The organism is Cupriavidus sp. FW305-27, assembly GCF_058787995.1.
The window spans coordinates 1-17,113 of record NZ_JBYTAG010000104.1; the positions used below are offsets into that span (position 1 = coordinate 1).

At 61.4% G+C, this 17,113-nt stretch carries 17 protein-coding genes; 8 read left to right on the forward strand and 9 right to left on the reverse strand.

What is annotated here, in order from left to right; translation table 11 throughout:
* Nucleotides 1-306 precede the first annotated feature (306 nt).
* From AC3WRI_RS31350 to AC3WRI_RS31375, 6 genes are all read right to left on the reverse strand, one after another.
* Nucleotides 307-1,278 carry a phosphotransferase enzyme family protein gene (locus AC3WRI_RS31350; RefSeq protein ID WP_492294788.1) on the reverse strand — a complete coding sequence of 324 codons (972 nt, stop codon included), beginning with the start codon at nt 1,276-1,278 and terminating at the stop codon, nt 307-309.
* Between the two features lie 8 nt (nt 1,279-1,286).
* On the reverse strand, nt 1,287-1,736 hold the full coding sequence (locus AC3WRI_RS31355) for a hypothetical protein (protein ID WP_492294790.1): 450 nt from the start codon (nt 1,734-1,736) through the stop codon (nt 1,287-1,289).
* Nucleotides 1,737-2,043: 307 nt separating this feature from the next.
* On the reverse strand, nt 2,044-2,823 hold the full coding sequence (locus AC3WRI_RS31360) for an N-acetylmuramoyl-L-alanine amidase family protein (protein WP_492294792.1): 780 nt from the start codon (nt 2,821-2,823) through the stop codon (nt 2,044-2,046).
* A gap of 4 nt (nt 2,824-2,827) precedes the next feature.
* Nucleotides 2,828-3,211, reverse strand: coding sequence for a lysozyme inhibitor LprI family protein (locus AC3WRI_RS31365; protein ID WP_492294793.1), 384 nt, complete (start codon nt 3,209-3,211; stop codon nt 2,828-2,830).
* A 227-nt stretch (nt 3,212-3,438) separates the two neighbouring features.
* The gene (gene dapA, locus AC3WRI_RS31370) at nt 3,439-4,335 is read right to left on the reverse strand and encodes a 4-hydroxy-tetrahydrodipicolinate synthase (protein WP_492294795.1); all 897 of its coding nucleotides are present in this window, start codon (nt 4,333-4,335) and stop codon (nt 3,439-3,441) included.
* A 339-nt stretch (nt 4,336-4,674) separates the two neighbouring features.
* A complete protein-coding gene (locus AC3WRI_RS31375; RefSeq protein WP_492294813.1) occupies nt 4,675-5,628 on the reverse strand; it encodes a LysR substrate-binding domain-containing protein in 954 nt (317 codons plus the stop codon).
* A 99-nt stretch (nt 5,629-5,727) separates the two neighbouring features.
* Between AC3WRI_RS31375 and dsdA the strand changes: the two genes are divergently transcribed.
* The 3 genes from dsdA to AC3WRI_RS31390 are packed head-to-tail and all read left to right on the forward strand — an operon-like array spanning nt 5,728 to nt 9,986.
* Complete coding sequence (gene dsdA / locus AC3WRI_RS31380; protein ID WP_492294815.1) at nt 5,728-7,068, forward strand: D-serine ammonia-lyase; 1,341 nt, start codon at nt 5,728-5,730, stop codon at nt 7,066-7,068.
* A gap of 40 nt (nt 7,069-7,108) precedes the next feature.
* Nucleotides 7,109-8,428, forward strand: a complete 1,320-nt coding sequence (locus AC3WRI_RS31385; protein WP_492294796.1) for an MFS transporter — start codon at nt 7,109-7,111, stop codon at nt 8,426-8,428.
* Nucleotides 8,429-8,462: 34 nt separating this feature from the next.
* Nucleotides 8,463-9,986 (forward strand): M81 family metallopeptidase, encoded by a 1,524-nt coding sequence (locus AC3WRI_RS31390; RefSeq protein ID WP_492294798.1) that lies wholly within the window; start codon nt 8,463-8,465, stop codon nt 9,984-9,986.
* 34 nt (nt 9,987-10,020) lie between these two features.
* Here the strand turns inward: AC3WRI_RS31390 and AC3WRI_RS31395 are convergent, their stop codons facing one another.
* Nucleotides 10,021-10,644 carry a hypothetical protein gene (locus AC3WRI_RS31395; protein WP_492294800.1) on the reverse strand — a complete coding sequence of 208 codons (624 nt, stop codon included), beginning with the start codon at nt 10,642-10,644 and terminating at the stop codon, nt 10,021-10,023.
* A gap of 272 nt (nt 10,645-10,916) precedes the next feature.
* Between AC3WRI_RS31395 and AC3WRI_RS31400 the strand changes: the two genes are divergently transcribed.
* Nucleotides 10,917-11,759, forward strand: a complete 843-nt coding sequence (locus AC3WRI_RS31400) for a PGN_0703 family putative restriction endonuclease (RefSeq protein ID WP_492294801.1) — start codon at nt 10,917-10,919, stop codon at nt 11,757-11,759.
* A 195-nt stretch (nt 11,760-11,954) separates the two neighbouring features.
* Here the strand turns inward: AC3WRI_RS31400 and AC3WRI_RS31405 are convergent, their stop codons facing one another.
* Entirely contained in the window at nt 11,955-12,938 is a 984-nt protein-coding gene (locus AC3WRI_RS31405) for a phosphotransferase enzyme family protein (protein ID WP_492294803.1), read from the reverse strand.
* A gap of 257 nt (nt 12,939-13,195) precedes the next feature.
* Here AC3WRI_RS31405 and AC3WRI_RS31410 point away from each other — a divergent pair, with 257 nt between their 5' ends.
* From AC3WRI_RS31410 to AC3WRI_RS31420, 3 genes are read left to right on the forward strand one after another with little or no spacing between them, the layout of a single operon-like run.
* Nucleotides 13,196-13,750, forward strand: a complete 555-nt coding sequence (locus tag AC3WRI_RS31410) for a PAAR domain-containing protein (protein ID WP_492294805.1) — start codon at nt 13,196-13,198, stop codon at nt 13,748-13,750.
* A gap of 2 nt (nt 13,751-13,752) precedes the next feature.
* Nucleotides 13,753-14,439 (forward strand): thioesterase domain-containing protein, encoded by a 687-nt coding sequence (locus AC3WRI_RS31415; RefSeq protein WP_492294806.1) that lies wholly within the window; start codon nt 13,753-13,755, stop codon nt 14,437-14,439.
* The gene (locus tag AC3WRI_RS31420) at nt 14,439-14,762 is read left to right on the forward strand and encodes a hypothetical protein (protein ID WP_492294807.1); all 324 of its coding nucleotides are present in this window, start codon (nt 14,439-14,441) and stop codon (nt 14,760-14,762) included. The genes AC3WRI_RS31415 and AC3WRI_RS31420 overlap by 1 nt, the downstream gene beginning before the upstream one ends.
* 179 nt (nt 14,763-14,941) lie before the next feature.
* Here AC3WRI_RS31420 and AC3WRI_RS31425 read toward each other — a convergent pair whose 3' ends face one another.
* On the reverse strand, nt 14,942-16,159 hold the full coding sequence (locus AC3WRI_RS31425) for an oxygenase MpaB family protein (protein ID WP_492294809.1): 1,218 nt from the start codon (nt 16,157-16,159) through the stop codon (nt 14,942-14,944).
* A gap of 335 nt (nt 16,160-16,494) precedes the next feature.
* Between AC3WRI_RS31425 and AC3WRI_RS31430 the strand changes: the two genes are divergently transcribed.
* Complete coding sequence (locus AC3WRI_RS31430; RefSeq protein ID WP_492294811.1) at nt 16,495-17,070, forward strand: TetR/AcrR family transcriptional regulator; 576 nt, start codon at nt 16,495-16,497, stop codon at nt 17,068-17,070.
* Nucleotides 17,071-17,113: the final 43 nt, after the last annotated feature.

Below are 17,113 nucleotides of genomic sequence, written 5' to 3' on the forward strand. Positions count from 1 at the left end.
CGGGGGGTGCGTGGGGGGGCGGAGGACGTCACGGTGGTCGGCGCTTAGGTGGGCGGCGTCTTGTGTGGAAGGTCGACCCATTAGGGGACAGGGAAACTACTCTGAGCGCCGTGTAATGCGGATTCGCGCTTGGCCATTTTCTGCTCATCAAGCGGCGTCAGCAAGCGGGGATCTCCCCAACGTCAACGGCCAGATACCACCCAAGGTATGGAAGCGTTGCCGGTTCGGGCATTCCTGACAGGATGAAGCCTCAAGACCTTAGTAGGCGGATGCGGCTTTCGTTATCTCGGATCTTGCTCACGCATGCTAACAGCCAATCGCAAACTGACCGGACACCGCCCGAAAGCTCAGATCACCCAGGCGTCTACAAACGTCGCGCCACAGATCGTCCGTCAGTGCACAGTAATCGAGCAAGAATCGTATCGAATTGATTTCGTTAAGCAGGATCAGAGGCGGAATCGCATGGCGAAAATTCAGGGACCCAAGCAGTGTCGGCAGGTAGGCATTGACGAACGCACGCCACAAAGAGGCGGCCTCGTTTCCGCCTCCAGTTTCCAGCCACCATCCAACGGTGGCCAGATCGAACCACTGCGGGCCGCTACCGCAATCGTCGAAGTCGAACAACGTGATTCGGCATCCATCGATCCGCATGTTCGCCACACGATAGTCGCCGTGGCAGAAGCCGAACGGCATCTGAGCAAGCGAACAGCCTGCGACCAGGCGCTCACAACGCTCCCGAACTCCGGCGGCAGTTCCGCCAGCATAGGGAAAATTCTCAGTCAAACTTCGCAGCGTACGATCGACTTCACGAATATCTGCGATCTGTCGGCGAGGCGCGTGATCCTTCAACGACGGCTGGTCATGAAGGCGTCTCAGCGCCTGCGCCGCCACCTTGAGATCATCCTTCGTCATTCTCAATGGTCGCCCCGCTGCCTCGCTGAACAATGCTGCGCGCCGAATGACGCCATCCGACAAGGCAACGCGAAAGCTGCGCGACCCGTCTAGCGTTGGTTGTGCGAGCGATACTGCCAATACCTCATCCGGCTCGATCTGCTCAAGCAGACGCAACTCGGCATCAATCTCGTCATCGCTTCGTCCATGGACTCTGTACAGGCGAAGATAATACGTCCGGTCGCTGGACTCGCTTAGGGAGAAAGTACGATTCACCCCGCGTACGACTTCATGAACATCGATCACGTGTATGCCGTAGGCGGCCTCGACGGCACGCTGCACGAGCGCGAGGTCGTCGGAAGAAGTTACTTTGCTGTCCGGTGTCATAGGACGATTCAAGAGGAAGGAAGAGCCCCAAGGCAACATGCGTGAGGACATCTGGGGCTAATCGCAATGGTTGCGGTATTGATGTATCGAATAGCCTCGCGCTTCAGTGCAGCGCCTTCCATGCGGCGCGGGTCGACGCTTCGCCTTACCACTACCGACAGCTTGATATCGGCCGAGCCGACGCCGAGGTTGTGGAGCGTATCCGTCAAATGTGTGCGCCGGGATTCCGCGAGTTGCTGCGTCACCCCTGCTGCTTTGCTCTCTGGGACTTCAACATAGAACTCGCCGGCATTGGGAAACCTGCGGCGCAGGTCCGCCCTCCAGTCAGCCAACCGCAGCATTTCCGCACCTGAAAGACGGCTGGAGCCAGTTTCAAAAATAGGGCTGAATTCCAGGTTGCCAAGGCTACAAGCGAAAGAGGGCATGGCGAGGAGCACTAAAGGAAGAAATCTCTTCATTACGACGCACCCGTCCCGAGAAGGAGGCCTCCGTTACTGGTCGCGTCGCCATTTCGTAGCGCGCAGCGAACGTCAACCATAGTTCTCCTCGTTCGTCATTGAACTGAAGATCTATAAGTTACGTGCGTAGTGCCGACTGTAGGCTGCGTCTTAAATTGATGGCGAAATTTCCGCTGCTTGATCGGAGCTACGGCAGCTCTCGCGATGCGGGCAGTGTTCTCGGTGGCTGTGGCGTGATGCCGCATTTCGGAAGGCCGATGACGGAGTCGTTGCGCAAATCTCCCCCCCAACCGCGCCCGCTGCCTTGTCACTTTTTTGCGTAGCCGATCCGAGCCGTCGCTACGTACCCCCGCACCGCCGTGACGATGGCATGGACAATGCGGGCCTGATTTCCCGGATCACTAACGTAACCCTCGTCAGCGGGATCAACAATGACACCCGCCTCCAACAGCACGGCAGGCATCTCGGCTTTTCGGAGGACAACCAGATCGTCGAATCGGTAGATGCCGAAATCGGGCGCCAGCAACTCCCGTGACTCGCCTTCGATTGGCTCCGCATGATGCAGCGTCGGTGGCCGGCCCAGCTTGTGCATTTCCGCCCCCAGCATCTGCGCGACGGCGAGGCTTTGCGCGTAGTGCGCATTGCGTTGCGACACGAAGATCGAATAGCCGGAAATGGGCCGCGTGGTCCGATACGCGTCGTGGTCGCCGACTGCGACCTTTTCGAGGTACTGCAACTGCGCGGAGTCGTGGTGGATCGATAGAAACAGATCGGCCTGCCGCACGTTGGCGAACCGGGTGCGCTCTTCCAGCGATACGTTGTCGCCCGGACCGCGGGTCAGCGCCACGTCGAACCCGACCTGCGTGAACGCCTGTACCAGCAGAGAAGCGAGGCCGTCGTTGTAGCGAACCTCGCGGATGCCACGAACGCCCAGCGCGCCGCCCTGCGCCGGTGTGTGGCCGGGATCGATAACGATGCGGGCCGGACGCGTGCCGATGGCTGGCGGCGACGCGATGGCGAGAGCCGGCAGACAAGCTGCCAGCCATGCCAGCACGGCGCGGCGCCTGGCCGAGATCACCGGCGCCATCGGATCAGTTCCAGGCCTTCTTGGCGATCATGTCGTTGCGGCAGGTGCCCGCCTTGCATTCGCGCACCCGGTCGCGCAGATATTCAGCACGGTCGCGGTTCACGCGGTAGTTGCAATCCACGTCAATCGCGCCGCCCGACTCGCATGACGCGTCGCGGTACTTGATCCAATCCAGTTGAGTGTCCTTCAGCTTCTGTTTCACGCTGTCTCCAACCATGCCGCGCAGTTCGTTGTAGCTCCCGTTCAGTTCCTTGTCCGATTCCAGAAATAGCTTGGCGAAGCAGTAGGTCTTGTCGTAGCTGGTGCGGTACTTGTCGCATTCGTTGGCGGCCTGGGCAGCGACCGGGGCCAGCAGAGCAAGAGTCAGAGCAGAAAGGATGGCTTTCATCGGTTTCGTATGGAGAAAAGGTTGGATTTCCTGCATGCACCCGAGCGGTACCGCCTGGCTGGCTGAACGGGTGCGCATAGTGTATCTGTGGCAACTTGCCGCCGCATCTGGTGCTGTGGTGCCTTTCATACGCGCGGTTCTCAACCGAGACATACCTATGCCTTACTGCTGCCTTGGATATGGCAGGCATATGGCAATGACCGTACGCCTGCCTCTAGCCTGCGCAATTACAACGCGTTCGCGTGTATCGAATCCAAGGCTTCACACGCAATAGTCAATTGCTCGGCGAGCGCGGTTGAAGCCGACATCATTGGCAAACGCAGTTCATCAGACAGCCAGCCATGCCTGGCCAGTAATGTCTTGACCGGACCTGGGTTAGGTTCTGCAAACATGAGTCGAATCAGGGGCATTAAGGCCTGGAAAAGCTGGCGTGCGATGCTCAAGCGCTGCTCAGCCACTGCGCGCCACAACGCCGAGAAGAGATCAGGCCGAATATGAGCGGACGCAATGATTGCGCCCTGACCGCCCATGCACAGCGTGGCAAGCAGTTGGTGGTCCTCTCCCGCGAGGACAGCCAGGCGGCCATCGGCGATCAACGCCTGTGTAGTTTCTGCGTTACCGCCGCAGTCCTTGATACCTCGAATATTGCCGTGGTTCGCCAACGAGAGCAGCGTTTCGGTGCTCAGCGTTACACCGGTTCGGTAGGGGATGTCATACAGCACCAGTGGTGCCCGAGATCTATCGGCCAGCGCGCGAAAGTATTCCTTCAATCCTTCTTGCGACGGTCTTATGTAGTACGGTGCAGGCGCTAAGACCCCCGCCAGCGGACGTTCGCCAATCCTGTCCAGACGGCTCAGCACATGCCGGAGATTGTTGCCCGCCAAGCCCATCATGACCGGCAACTCACCGGCCTCGGCCAGCACGGTATCCAGGACGGCCAACTGTTCCGCCTCATCAAGCGCGGCGGCTTCGCCGGTGCTGCCGCATACCACCAAGCCCGCCAAGCCGCTACCGCGGTAATGGGCCACTAGCCGCCGCAGCGCGACGTGATCCACCTCATGGTTGCGAAAAGGGGTGACCAGGGGTAGCCAGATACCACGATAGAGAGACTTCATTTCTTGCATTGCATGCTCCGGATCGACCGATTCGGAAACCGCACAGGCAAGCGACAGAGCAAGAGGCGCTCAAGACAGTAAGGGAGGTATTGACAGACCGTCTTCTACACTGATGCTGTTCCGTCGCTCAACTGACGGAACAGCACGCTCCGGTCAGATGAGCGACTGTTTTTTGGATTTGGCGCGCGCGCCCCACTGCGGCTGGTTCGCAGTGAGATCAAGAGAGAGGGAGGCGGGGCGGCGGCTCATGGTTGCGTCAATCTATCCGCTTCTCCGCGATCTCGTCAAGCCTGGCCTGGAAAGACTCTCTTCCAAGGGGCTATCGAATCAACGCCCCAACCCGGCTCTTCACGGTACTCCATCCAGCGAAAGCAACTCCATTCGCGCGTTATCGAAGCGCGCACACTCCGCCTTGAGCCACGTCGAGAAAATTGTCGTGCGCCTATCCTCAGGATTACGAGAAAGCAGCATGTAGCGCGCCGGCGCGCGTACGTGCTTGCCGAAGACATTCACCAGCCGTCCGCTCCTGATCTCGTCATAGACCAGGGCCGTACGCCCCATCGCCACCCCCTGGTGGTTCAACGCCGCGCTGATGGCAAGGCTCGACAAATTGAATTGCGGCCCCTCCAGATGCGCGATCCATGTCGGGTGAAAGGCCTCAAGCCATGTCCGCCATTCCACAAACTCGGCTGCGCCGGCCCATGGCGATGCGTCATGCAGCAACACGACGCCGTCGAGCGAAGCCCCGTCAGATAGCCCAGGATGCTGGGTGAGGTACTCGGGTGTGGCCACCGGAATCAGGTACTCGTCCAGCAAAACGTCAGCTTGCAACTGGCTGTAGCGGACGGGGTCGTAACGCACCGCCACGTCAATGTCTTCCGCCTCCATCGATTGCCGATCGAGGGCCTGGAACTCGGCTTTCAGGCGCACGGATACGTCCGGCTGCTCGCGGTGGAACTCAGTCAGGCGCGGCATCAGCCATTGCAGCGCATACGACGGCAGGCAATTGACCTGCAAAGGCGCGTTTGGCAGGCCGAGTCGCTGGATCGTCTGCTGGATCTCGTGCAGTGCGCGCGTGGTCGTCTCGAACAGCGCCTCACCCTTTGGCGTAAGTTTCAAGTTGCGCGGCTGGCGCACGAAGAGCACGTAGCCGAGACGGTCTTCCAGATGGCGGATCTGCTGGCTCACCGCGCTCTGGGTGAGGCTCAGCGATTCGGCGGCCTTGGTAAAGCTCAGCAAGCGCCCCGCGGCTTCGAAACACCGCAGCGCGCCGAGAACAGAGGAATCGAGCTGCATTCGTATTAGCCTAACTAATGCATACGTTAGAAACGATCGCTATTTTTGCACGAATACAGCGTCTACGATCAGGGCTCATAAGGAATTCCTTGGGAGAAGGACGTGATGGCCACCCTGCCGCTCACTCGTGATCTATTAGCAATACTTCAATCGAGACAGCCACTGCTTTGGCTGAATCCGAGGCTGGGGCAACCCCTGCCGGCTGCCGCCCCATCGACGGAACTGATCGCATCGGCCGAGGCGCGCCTTGCGCGCTGTGCACCGCTCATGGCGACGCTGTTTCCCGAACTGGGTTCAAGCCATGGGCAAGTGGAATCGCAATTGATGCCGGCCACCGCACTCCAACACGCGATTGTCGGCAACGATGGCGCCGAGGGGGCATGGTTCATGAAGCGGGACGACGAACTGCCGATTGCCGGTTCCATCAAGGCTCGCGGCGGCTTTCATGAAGTGCTGGCGATTGCCGAATCCATCGCGATCGAGCATGGTGTCCTCGACCCGGACGGTGATCGCCGCGTGCTGGCGACGGCGGCAGCGCGCGCGCTGTTCTCGCAATACTCGGTGACGGTCGGCAGCACGGGCAACCTCGGCTTGAGCATCGGCGTGATGGCGGCGGCTCTCGGGTTCGATGCGGTTGTACATATGTCCGCGGACGCCAAGGCATGGAAGAAGGAGCGCCTGCGCAAACGCGGCGTACGCGTCGTCGAACATGAAGGCGACTACGCTGAAGCCGTGGCAGCGGGCCGGGAGCAGGCGCTGGCAGCGCCGCGCTGCCATTTTGTGGATGACGAGCGCTCCGCCCTGCTCTTCTTCGGATACGCTGCCGCGGCACGCCACCTGGCGCGCCAGCTGGCCGAAGCCGGCCGCGTCGTGGATGCCGCGCATCCGCTCTTCGTCTATCTGCCATGCGGGGTCGGCGGCGCACCCGGTGGTATCACTTACGGGCTCAAGGCACTGTTCGGCGAACATGTGCACTGCTTCTTCGCCGAGCCCGTGGCCTCGCCGTGCGTACTGGTGCAGTTGGCCTCGGGTGCGCAAGCTCCCGTATCCGTCTACGACATCGGCCTGGACAATCGGACCGATGCCGATGGCCTCGCCGTCGGCCAGGCATCCCATCTGGTCAGCCCGTTGATGGCTTCCCAACTCGCCGGCGTGTTCACCGTCGCCGACGATCAACTCTACGTTCAGTTGCTCGCGCTCAAGACGTCGATGGGCGTGGAAGTCGAGCCGTCAGCGGCCGCCGGCATCGGAGGCCCGGGCTGGCTGCGCCGCTCGCCCGAGGGCCAGGCGTATGTGCGCGATCACGGATTGCCCATGCACGACGCCACGCATGTGATCTGGGCCACCGGCGGCTCGCTCGTCCCGCCCGAGGAGCTGCGCCGGTTCCAGGATTACGCCGCAACGCTGGCCGGCCATGGGTCTGGCGCGATGCAGCAGGCAGCCTGACCTTCTCGTCGTCGCACCCACAATACAAGGAGACACTTTCATGGAGCAGCACGCCACGCTTTCGCCCGATGTTCGGGGGCAGACTGACACTTACGCATTCGAAGACGCCACCTACCGCAAGGTCGCCCTGCGCTTCATCCCGTTCCTGATGCTGTGCTACGTCGTCGCGTATCTCGATCGCGTGAATATCGGCATCGCCAAGCTCAACATGCTGGCCGACCTGCAATTCAGCGAGGCGGCCTATGGGCTCGGCGCAGGGCTGTTCTTTATCGGCTACATGCTGTTCGAGGTACCGAGCAACCTCATCATGCATCGTGTCGGCGCGCGACGCTGGATTGCCCGCATCATGATCTCCTGGGGCCTGCTCTCGGGAGTCATGGCATTTGTCACGACACCGTTGCAGTTCTACACGGTACGCTTCCTGCTCGGCGTCGCCGAAGCCGGCTTTTACCCCGGCGTCATCCTCTATCTGACGTACTGGTTTCCGAATCGCCGCCGCGCCAAGGTCACGGCCATATTTCAGGCGGGCATTCCAATCGCCGGCTTGCTCGGCAGCCCTTTGTCGGGCTGGATCCTGGAGCGCTTTCACCTGGTCGGCGGTCACGCCGGCTGGCAATGGGTGTTTGTGCTCGAAGCCCTGCCGACGCTCCCGCTGGCGATCGGCGTACTGTGGATCCTGACGGATCGCGTCAAGGACGCCAAATGGCTGACACCGGCGCAACGCCAGTTGATCGAGAACGATATCGCACAGGATGATCATGGCCGGGAACACATGCCGCTGACCGGCATTCTGCGGGACATGCGAATCTGCAAGATCATCCTGATGACGTTTCCCGCGATGATGGCGTTGTACACACTAGGCTTTTACCTGCCCACGCTGATCAAGGACGCTGGGGCGGTCAGTGGCGTACAGATCGGCCTGCTCAGCGCGATTCCGTATTGCGTGGCCGTGGTGGCCATGGTGCTGGTGGGACGAAGTTCGGATAGGCATGGAGAGCGTCGCTGGCACCTTGCCAGCATCATGCTGGTGGGCGCTTTCGGGCTCGTGGCGAGCGTTTTTGCGGGGCAGAATCTTGTATTCGCCGTGATCTCGCTGTCGATCGCGGCGGCAGGCATCATCAGCTTCTCGCCGATCATGTGGACGTTGCCGACGGCATTCCTCGGCGGAGCGACGGCAGCGGCGTGCATCGGTGCGATCAACAGCCTGGCGAACCTTGGCGGCTTCGTCAGCCCCTACCTGATCGGCTGGATCCGCGACACGTACCACAGCACCGCGCCGGCCATCTTTATCATCGCCGGTGCGCTTGTCGCCAGCGCCCTTATCGCCCTAAGCTTTGATCCAAAGAAGGTCAATCGCTGATCGCGCGCAAAACAAACTTCCCGGAGGCATTCCCGTGACTTCAGATCAATTGCCCGTCCGCCTGGCCGTTGCCGGACTTATCCACGAGACCAACACGTACGCCGCCGAATTCGCGGGCATGACGCCGCTGCGCGCGTTCGAGCAGTATCGGGGCGACGAAATCCTGGCGGCGTTCGACAAATCGAATCATCAGGTGGGCGGCTTTATCGAAGGCGCGCGCAGGACCGGCGCCACGCTCATTCCCACCTATGTCGGGCAGGCGACGCCGTCGGGCACGATCGAAGCCGGCGCGTATGCCGCCATGAAGCAGAACATCCTCGATGGCATTCGCGCTACGCTGCCGGTTGACGGCGTGCTACTGGCCCTGCATGGCGCCGGTGTCGCCGACGGCACTGAAGACGTCGAAGGCGATCTGGCGCTTGCCGTTCGTGCGCTGGTCGGGCCAGGTGTCCCGATCGCCGCGGTCTACGATTTGCATGGCAACATGACGGACGCGATGCGCGACGCTTGCGACCTGACGTTGCCCTGCAAGCTGTATCCGCATACCGACTTCCATGACAGGGGCGTCGAAGCCGTCGAACTGCTGCTTGAGATGATTCGGGGTGGGCTCACACCGGTCACCGCAACGCGACGCCTGCCGATGCTGCCGTACATTGTGACGACACAAGAAGGGTTCATCCCAGCGGAAGTCAACGACGTTTGCCGGAAGCTGGCCGCACAGCCCGGCGTGATCGACTGCTCATGGTTCCACGGCTTCCCCTACGCGGACATCGCGGCACCCTGCCCGGCGGTCGTGTGCACCACAACCGGAGACGCCGCGCTTGCGCAGCGTTGCGCCGACGAAGTCGCGCAATGGATCTGGTCGCATCGCGAGGCGTTCCGTCCGACGTTTCCGACCCCCGCACGGGGCGTCGCCATTGCCCTGTCGGCAGCAGAGGGGCCTGTCGTTGTCAACGAGTACGCAGACAACCCGGGCGGCGGCACACCCGGAGACGGCACGCATCTGCTTCGCGCGTTACTGGACGCCAATCCGCCCGCCGGCACGTGCTGTTTCGCGTCGATCAATGACGCTGCCGTGGTTGCACAAGCACAGCGCGCGGGTGTCGGCGCCACGATCAGGGTCTCACTGGGCGGCAAGCAAGGCCGCTTCCAGGGCGCGCCGATCGAGGCCGATGCCTATGTGAAATGCATCACGGACGGTCGTTTCGTGAATCGCCCCGGCGCGATGTTCGAAGGCGTTCGCTTCGACCTGGGCGCGATGTGTCGCCTGATTATCAACGGTGTCGATGTCATCGTGGCTTCGCGTGCCGAGCAGATCTATGATGTCGAGCCGTTTGCGATGCATGGGCTGGATGTCACTGGGTACGAGCTCGTTGCGATCAAGGGCGCGAACCATTTCCGTGCCGGTTATCGGACGGTAGCTAGGCACATCATTTCCGTCGACAGTGAAGGTTTGAGCACCGCTTCGATTGCGTCGTTTCCGCGTGAAAGGATCATTGGAGTGTTTTGGCCTTTGTCGGACGAGGTGCGGTTCGACGGCGGCGCCGATGTCGCATGACGGCGGGAGCCAACGGCTGGGGCGACGTGGGGCGCTAGGCTCCCGATCTCGGACAGTAGTGAGGATGCGTCGTCGATTGGGTACGGCGGCCATTGCCCAGCGTGTAGCCGAATATCTCCGGGCTGCGCTTATGAAAGGCGAAGATTGCGCGGTCCAATTCGCGGAGAGTCCACCTGTTCAGCACCACTTGGGTCGAGATGAGGTACTCGCGAAATCGATAGTAGTTGTTCACACTGAAGGATTTCCCGAGGTCGGCGCCAAGATAGCGGAGCGCTTCCAGAGTTCGAATGTCGAAAATCGGGTAGGTGTCCGGATAGATGAAATGCAGAATTGTCGATCCAACGCGCTCTCGAACACCCGGCAATTTGCAGATGGCGTCCAGTCGATCATCACCGTGCATTGAGAGACAGTCCCTCACAGTCTCGATGTAGAGACCGTAGTTCCACCAGTGCACATGACCCTTGGTGCGGGCGGATTTCCAATCAAGGATCCGCCTGAGGGTCGCTTCCCTTATGGCACCAATGGAATCGACGTCCTTGCGCACTGCCTGGACTAGGGACTGGTATTCCGCTTCATCGTGCGCGATCGCGTCATACTGAGGCTCCCACAACTGGACAAATGTGTCATCGAAAAGCAGCTCATCAATCAGGTCGAACATGGGAGCTCGCAGGTTGTTCAGCTGCACAATCCTTTCCTGGGCTCGTGCATATGTCTGTGCGGTGGCGAACGCCTGCTGATCCTTGATGACCTTACGACTACGGCATAGATAGAGCGGGTGTCAGCCAGGTCATCAGGCCTGGCTCAATCCCCGCTCCGCCATATGGCGGATTCCCTCCCCAGTCCCGGCTGACAAACAATCGTCAACCGGTAACCACGACCCTTCGCAAGACCACCGGTCGGCTGGGGGAACGCGCTCGACGGAGGCCATTCATGTCTGTAGCAGCCATTTGCAGAGAACAGCAGGAGTGGGCAGCGAACCGGGGCATCGCCTTTGACGCACGCGGTTATGTCCCCAATCTGGACCTCAATCTGATGCGGCCACTCTCGCCAGCAACATTTGTGGCGTTTGCAAATGGCGACGGTGGCGAACTGGTGGAGCGTGGGGACAAGCCAGCAAAGATGCGAGCCCTGCATTCGTCCTCTGCGCTGGCCGCGAACATCTTCGATTTCTGGACCGATTGCGCCGATGCCACGCCATTGATGAATGCGCTGGCGCTGCCCTCCTGCCCCACCGCAGCGCTATTCGAATCCAAACTGTCTACCGGGGTCGACAGTCACGCCAATCTGGATGTGTGCCTGCCACTTGCGAACGGCATCATGGCCGGCTTGGAGAGCAAGTTCACGGAGTGGCTGCGCGGCAAGGCAACGCAGGCTGGCGAGGCGTTCAGGCCGCCATACCTTGCGCAGGGGCGCAGCCGCTGGGAAGAGGTCGGGTTGCCGAGGGCACAGGCGCTAGCGGAAGCCCTGCAAGCGGGCAGGGAGGCCTTCCGGCACATTGGCGCGCCACAGCTACTCAAGCATGCCCTTGCGCTGGCCCGTCAGTACGAAAGCCGTTGGGTACTCCGGTATGTGTACTTCGATTGGCCAGGACCACACGGGGAACGTCATCGGGACGAGATCCGGAGGTTCCATGAACTGGTTGGCGATGAACTGAAGTTCAAAGCCATCAGTTACCAAGCGATCTTTGGAGAGCTTTGTTCGGCTAGTCGACCAGAGCATCAGCCCTATCTGGCCTATCTGGGGGGGAGATACTTTCACCAGCCCATGGGCTAGGCGACTGGGAAAGATTGGCGGCGCCCCTGGGTTGCGGTGGCGAGCCTCTCCCAGGCTCCATTTATGAAGCGGGGTCAGCAAGCAGGAATCTCCCCAGGACCTGAAACCACCCCAGATCGCCCTGCTTCGCAACGCGCACTTTCATTGCACCATCCAGATTCACGTGAGTCCCCATCGACAGGCATTGCAGCATGCTCACGCAGGCCAACGGTTAATCGCAAGCTGCCCCGATACCGCCCGAAAGCTCAGATCATCCAGGCGCTTGCACACGTCGCGCCACAGATCATCGTCCAGTGCACAGTAATCGAGCAAGAAGCGAATCGAGTTAATCTCGTTGAGTAGGATCAGAAGCGAGATTGCATGGCGGAAGGCCGGAGATCCATGCAAAGCCGGCGTGTAGGCACTGACGAATGCGCGCCACAAGAAGGCCGCATCGCATCTGCCGTCAATCTCAAGCCACCATCCAATGGTGGCCAGATCGAACCATTGCGGCCCGCGTCCGCAATCATCGAAGTCGAACAACGTGATCCGAGGGCCATCGATCCGCATGTTCGCCACACGATAGTCGCCGTGGCAAAAGCCGAACGGCATCTCAGCAGGCGGCCAGCCCGCGGCCACCAAGCGCTCACAACGTTCCCGAACCGCGGCGACAGCACTTCCAGCGAAGGTGAATCGTTCTGCTAGACGGTTCAGCGTCCGATCAGCTTCACGAATATCTGCGATTTGCCTGCGAGGCGCGTAATCCTTTAGCGACGGCTGGTCATGAAGGCGTTTCAGCGCCTGCGCTACCACGCCAAGATCATCCCTCGTCATTTCCAACGGACGCCCCTCTGCTCCATAGAACAACGCTGCATGACGTATCGCGCCATCCGACAGGGCAACACGAAAGCTACGCGCTCCTTCTAGCGTTGGACGTGCAACCGATACTGCCAGCACCTCATCCGGCTCGATCCGCTCAAGCAGCCGCAACTCGGCGTCAATATCGCCTTCGCCCCGGCCATGGGTTCTGTACTGGCGAAGATCGTACGTCCGATCGCCAGAGTCGCAGAGGGAGAAGGTGCGGTTCACCCCCCGTACGACCTCACGCACATTGATCACGTCTATGCCATAGGCGGCCACGATGGCCTGGCACACGAGCGCGACGTCGTTGGAGGAAGGAGTTTCGCTGTCCGATGTCATAGCTTATGCGGTCAGTCTCATGAGTCGTTCAATGGAGCCGGATGAGTATATGGACGCAATTTCAACGGCCACTTTAGGATTTGCCTGATTGTTTCCATACCGCGCGGCTAGTTCCATGTCTTGGTGGCGACCTGCCATGCTCATGGAACACGGAAAATGGCCTCAATCAGAAACGATAGCCTTCATCTTGAGAGATCGAAAGACCTCTGCCCTGCGCCGACCTTGGCTTACGTTCGTTCCGACGCTGAGGGCGCGCCATGGTGACCCGAACCTATCTGGTCAGAGGCGACAAGGCTGACAACGGCGCCGTCATCGTTGGCGGCAGCAGTTCCTACTTCTGGCACAGCAAGCCAGTTGCCCGCGAGGGCGACGCCGTCTACTGCCCTGTATGCAAGCGCCCGGGCGTGATTGTCTGTGTCGGTCCGCGCATCCCCTCTAGAGATAGGGGCAAGGAAGTGGCCCTCAGCGGAGACATCTGTGCATGCGTTTGCCGGCCAGCGCCTGTCTTCCATGCCTCGCGTCCGTTCACGATGACTATCTCCGCGGACCACATTGCGAAGATGCGTGTCGCTGTGCCCAGCGGCTTTGCTGCGACCACGCAGGCGTTGCACTCAGGCGAGCCCCCCAGCTACGACCAGTGCATCCAGTTGCTGGATGAAGCCAGCGGGCGGCCCTTGGTGAATTGGCGGTATCGCCTGACCGGCGAGACCGGTACCCATGAAGGCCGCACCGACAGCGACGGCTTCACTACTCCTGTAGTCGCGGATCGCGCAGCGACGGTGAGGCTTGAGGTCTTTGGGGAGGATGCGTAACCATGCAACCGCTCAAGACTGTCAACGTCCGGCTGACGCCGGTTTCGGATAGGGAACCAGTCAAGGTGTACCTGTTGCGGCCGCGGGGTACTTTGTATTGGGGTGGTGCGGGGCTGGATGGCAGCTACATCCAGCCCACGGCCAAGGCGTTTCAGGCGGCGGGCATAAGATCATTTAGTCTCGGCCTGACCAACTCGGCAACACGGACGGTCCTCGGCGAGCGTGGAATGTTGGTCGATGCTATTCGTGCCGGACTCACTATCCGCTATGAGGACGATGCGGAATGGGTTATCGCCTCTGGCATGTCAGCGGAGGCGCCGCAGTTCAACCTGATCGGATATTCCTACGGTTCATTGCTTGCAGCACAGACCGCCAACTACTACGCCAACCAAGGGCATACTGTTGACCATCTGGTGCTGATCGGCTCGCCGATCGATGTGTCGTTCCTGGAAAGCCTGCGAAAGCATCGCCACATCGGCAAAGTTGTCGTGATTGACCTGACGGAACACGGGGATCCGATCTACGCGGGCATCTCGCAATTGGCGCTCGCGGCAGCAGCGCCGCAGCTTGCGCGCCAGATGTCGGCGGGGAATGGTGAGGGCCATTTCTACTACGCACACATGGTGCCGGACTTGCCGCGCAGGCTGCAGGCGTTGGCCGCTCGGGTCGTGGCTGAGGGGGTGAGGTGATGGTTCTGCGTTGGTTATTCCTGCTGCCTTCCGTATTGCTGCCTGCTTCGCTTATCGGGCTAAGCCTCTTTCACGTAGTTGCTGCGCCAACGCGGGACGACATGTTTGTCGGCTATGCGGGGGTTGTGTCAGCCGCCGTGCTTCTGGCTGACCTGATCCTCGTGCTGGTATGGCTTGGCGCGTTGGGATACTTGCTCTGGATCAGTCCCGACCAGCGTCGCTCATTACTGATGATGGCCGGGATGACCGTTTTGGCCTCCGCTGCATGTTATGCCCTGGACACCAGGGTGATTCGAGCCATGTTCTCAGCGGCCGCGGCGTGACGCACGCATTGCGGTGGCACCATGACGGAGGGATGTTCCTCCAATGCGGCAAACTCCCAGGATTCTGGAGCCGGCGATATCGGCCACCTTGGCCAAGCGGTCCGCGATCTCCTGGGACGGGGCGAAAGGGTCCCCCTTCTCCTGTCGGCCTGCCGTGCCGGTCAGCATCACCGCCCCTATCACGCCCCCGCAAACGTCCTGGGCATCCCCGCTCCCGAGTACGCACTCAGGTTGTGCTGATAAGTCGTCTCCCCCTTGAGCGCCGCGATCTGCTGATCGAACGCCGCCAGCGTGGCGCCGATCTTGCGTTGCCGGACCTCGGGGTCGCTCCGCTCAAGCAGGCGCTGGTAGCGGTTCGAATTGGCGAAGACCGGCATCAGCCCGCTCCACCAGTTGCGTTGCACGCCCAGCTTGTCGGCAAAGTCGTCGCCGTGGAACAGCCGGCAGAAAGCGTGCATCAGGCCCACCGCCGCGTCTGCGGGCATGCCCAGGGCAGGCCCCAGGCGTTGGGCGGCCGCATCCAGCATCTTGCCCGTCAGCGTGGCGGCGGCCTGATCGGGCTCGCCGGCGGCGGCATCGATCAGCGCCAGCATTTGCGCGCCGGACGCCTGGTCGGTCACCCGGCGGTAGTAGCGGTCTTCAATCCCCAGCAAGTGGGCCACCAGTTGCCACACGTGGTAGAGGTCGCGGAACTCGTCGGCATCAAATTCAATGCCAATCTTCTCCAGCGCGTTGAAGGGCACGTAGGTGAAGTCCAGCCACGTGCGCAACATGTCGAACTGGCTGATGGGCATGCCGCGTTGCGTGGTGTCCCACCCGCGCGCCAGCAAGCCGGCCCGGACGCGGGCGTGCAGAATGCGAACCTGCAAGGTATGGATATAGCCCTGCGCGCCGGCCGCCAGGCCGCCCGGGCGCAGCGTCTGCTGCTGCCAGACGGCCGTTTCCAGCAGGCGCCGCGGAGATTGCGCATCCAGGTTGCCGGTGGCCATCAGTACGCTGGCAATGGCCGGAGAACTATAGGTATGCGCCAGCGACCCCGGGCCAAGCGAGATGCTCGTCCACAGCGCGCCAATGCTCAGATAGGCTTCGGCCCCGCGCCGTATGCGTTCGGGATCCACCCACGGCGGCATCGACTCGGCCTGCCGGAGAAAGGCGTCGATGGCCTCGGGCGGGCTCGACAGGCTGGCGCGCCCTTCCCGCAGGCCCGCTTGCAAGATCGCCGGATGGCCGGCCTGTCCGCTGTTCAGCGCGGCGATGGCCGCATCGGCCAGCGGATCGGCGCTGGCGGCCATTTCCATCACCAGCGCCGTGGCTTCGGCGCCGAAACGCGCCGCCAGCGCGGCCTGGTCAATTGCACGGCCCGGCAACGCGGGGGACAGCCTGCCATCATGCGACATTCGGGTCTCCTGGATCAGCGGGAGAGCTGCATGCAGCCCTCTTATAATTCTTGGCCAAATGGACGGGTCGTTCTATAACGAGAATGATAAAGGAAACGACATCGTTTCCTTTATAGGACGCCCGATGCCGATGCGCAAGTCCATGCTTTCCCTATGCGCAGATGCGGGCCCGCATCTGCCGTGGCACTCACCCAATCAGGCCGACAGCTGAGAACAGTATTGCAATGCGCAAGGGCAGAGAAACCGCAATAACGGCGGCGCCATCCAGACAACCATCCGTGCGGCCATCCGGACGCCCCTCGCTGGAACGGGCCGGGCAGCTTGCCGACACCATCATGGACCACGCCACCCGGCTCTTCATCGAGCATGGCTTTGGCGCGACCAGCGTGGAGGCCATTGCCGCCGCCGCCGGCATTTCCAAGAAGACCTACTACACCCGCTTTGCCGGCAAGGCAGAAGTCTTCGAGGCGGCTGTGCTGCGCTACGTGGCGCAGAACCTGCGAACCGCACAGCCAGCGCAAGCCGACAGCGAGCCGCTGGAGGAACGCCTGGTCCGCATGGCTTGCGAGCTGCTCGAATGGATCCTGCGACCCGAGGTCCTGGGCCTGTATCGCGTGACGATTGCCGAAGCACCGCGGTTTCCGCAACTGGCCCGAACCGTGGTCGACTTCGCCATCCTCGGCGCGGCACGCTCATTCGAGCCGGTATTCCGCACATGGGCTGCCGGCAATCCGAGCGATGACGAGATCGCCTTCGTGGCGTCGCAGTTCCTGCAGAGCGTGGCGGCCGAGCCGTTCCATCGGGCGGTTCAGGGATTGGATGCGGCGGGGCTGGATGCGCCGCGGCGTGAGAAGGTGCGGCGTGCTGTTTGGTTGTTTTTGCGGGGGTTTTCGCGGCGGGGTGAGGGCTGACCTCCCGCGTCCGCAATCCGTCGCCCCTTCCTAACCCATGTCC

Bases quoted from the DNA above. Each gene is read 5' to 3' on its own strand.
- AC3WRI_RS31350 (WP_492294788.1), bottom strand. From the start codon at position 1,278: ATGACACCGGACAGCAAAGTAACTTCTTCCGACGACCTCGCGCTCGTG.
- AC3WRI_RS31355 (WP_492294790.1), bottom strand. From the start codon at position 1,736: ATGAAGAGATTTCTTCCTTTAGTGCTCCTCGCCATGCCCTCTTTCGCT.
- AC3WRI_RS31360 (WP_492294792.1), bottom strand. From the start codon at position 2,823: ATGGCGCCGGTGATCTCGGCCAGGCGCCGCGCCGTGCTGGCATGGCTG.
- AC3WRI_RS31365 (WP_492294793.1), bottom strand. From the start codon at position 3,211: ATGAAAGCCATCCTTTCTGCTCTGACTCTTGCTCTGCTGGCCCCGGTC.
- dapA (WP_492294795.1), bottom strand. From the start codon at position 4,335: ATGCAAGAAATGAAGTCTCTCTATCGTGGTATCTGGCTACCCCTGGTC.
- dsdA (WP_492294815.1), top strand. From the start codon at position 5,728: ATGGCCACCCTGCCGCTCACTCGTGATCTATTAGCAATACTTCAATCG.
- AC3WRI_RS31385 (WP_492294796.1), top strand. From the start codon at position 7,109: ATGGAGCAGCACGCCACGCTTTCGCCCGATGTTCGGGGGCAGACTGAC.
- AC3WRI_RS31395 (WP_492294800.1), bottom strand. From the start codon at position 10,644: ATGTTCGACCTGATTGATGAGCTGCTTTTCGATGACACATTTGTCCAG.
- AC3WRI_RS31400 (WP_492294801.1), top strand. From the start codon at position 10,917: ATGTCTGTAGCAGCCATTTGCAGAGAACAGCAGGAGTGGGCAGCGAAC.
- AC3WRI_RS31405 (WP_492294803.1), bottom strand. From the start codon at position 12,938: ATGACATCGGACAGCGAAACTCCTTCCTCCAACGACGTCGCGCTCGTG.
- AC3WRI_RS31410 (WP_492294805.1), top strand. From the start codon at position 13,196: ATGGTGACCCGAACCTATCTGGTCAGAGGCGACAAGGCTGACAACGGC.
- AC3WRI_RS31415 (WP_492294806.1), top strand. From the start codon at position 13,753: ATGCAACCGCTCAAGACTGTCAACGTCCGGCTGACGCCGGTTTCGGAT.
- AC3WRI_RS31420 (WP_492294807.1), top strand. From the start codon at position 14,439: ATGGTTCTGCGTTGGTTATTCCTGCTGCCTTCCGTATTGCTGCCTGCT.
- AC3WRI_RS31425 (WP_492294809.1), bottom strand. From the start codon at position 16,159: ATGTCGCATGATGGCAGGCTGTCCCCCGCGTTGCCGGGCCGTGCAATT.
- AC3WRI_RS31430 (WP_492294811.1), top strand. From the start codon at position 16,495: ATGGACCACGCCACCCGGCTCTTCATCGAGCATGGCTTTGGCGCGACC.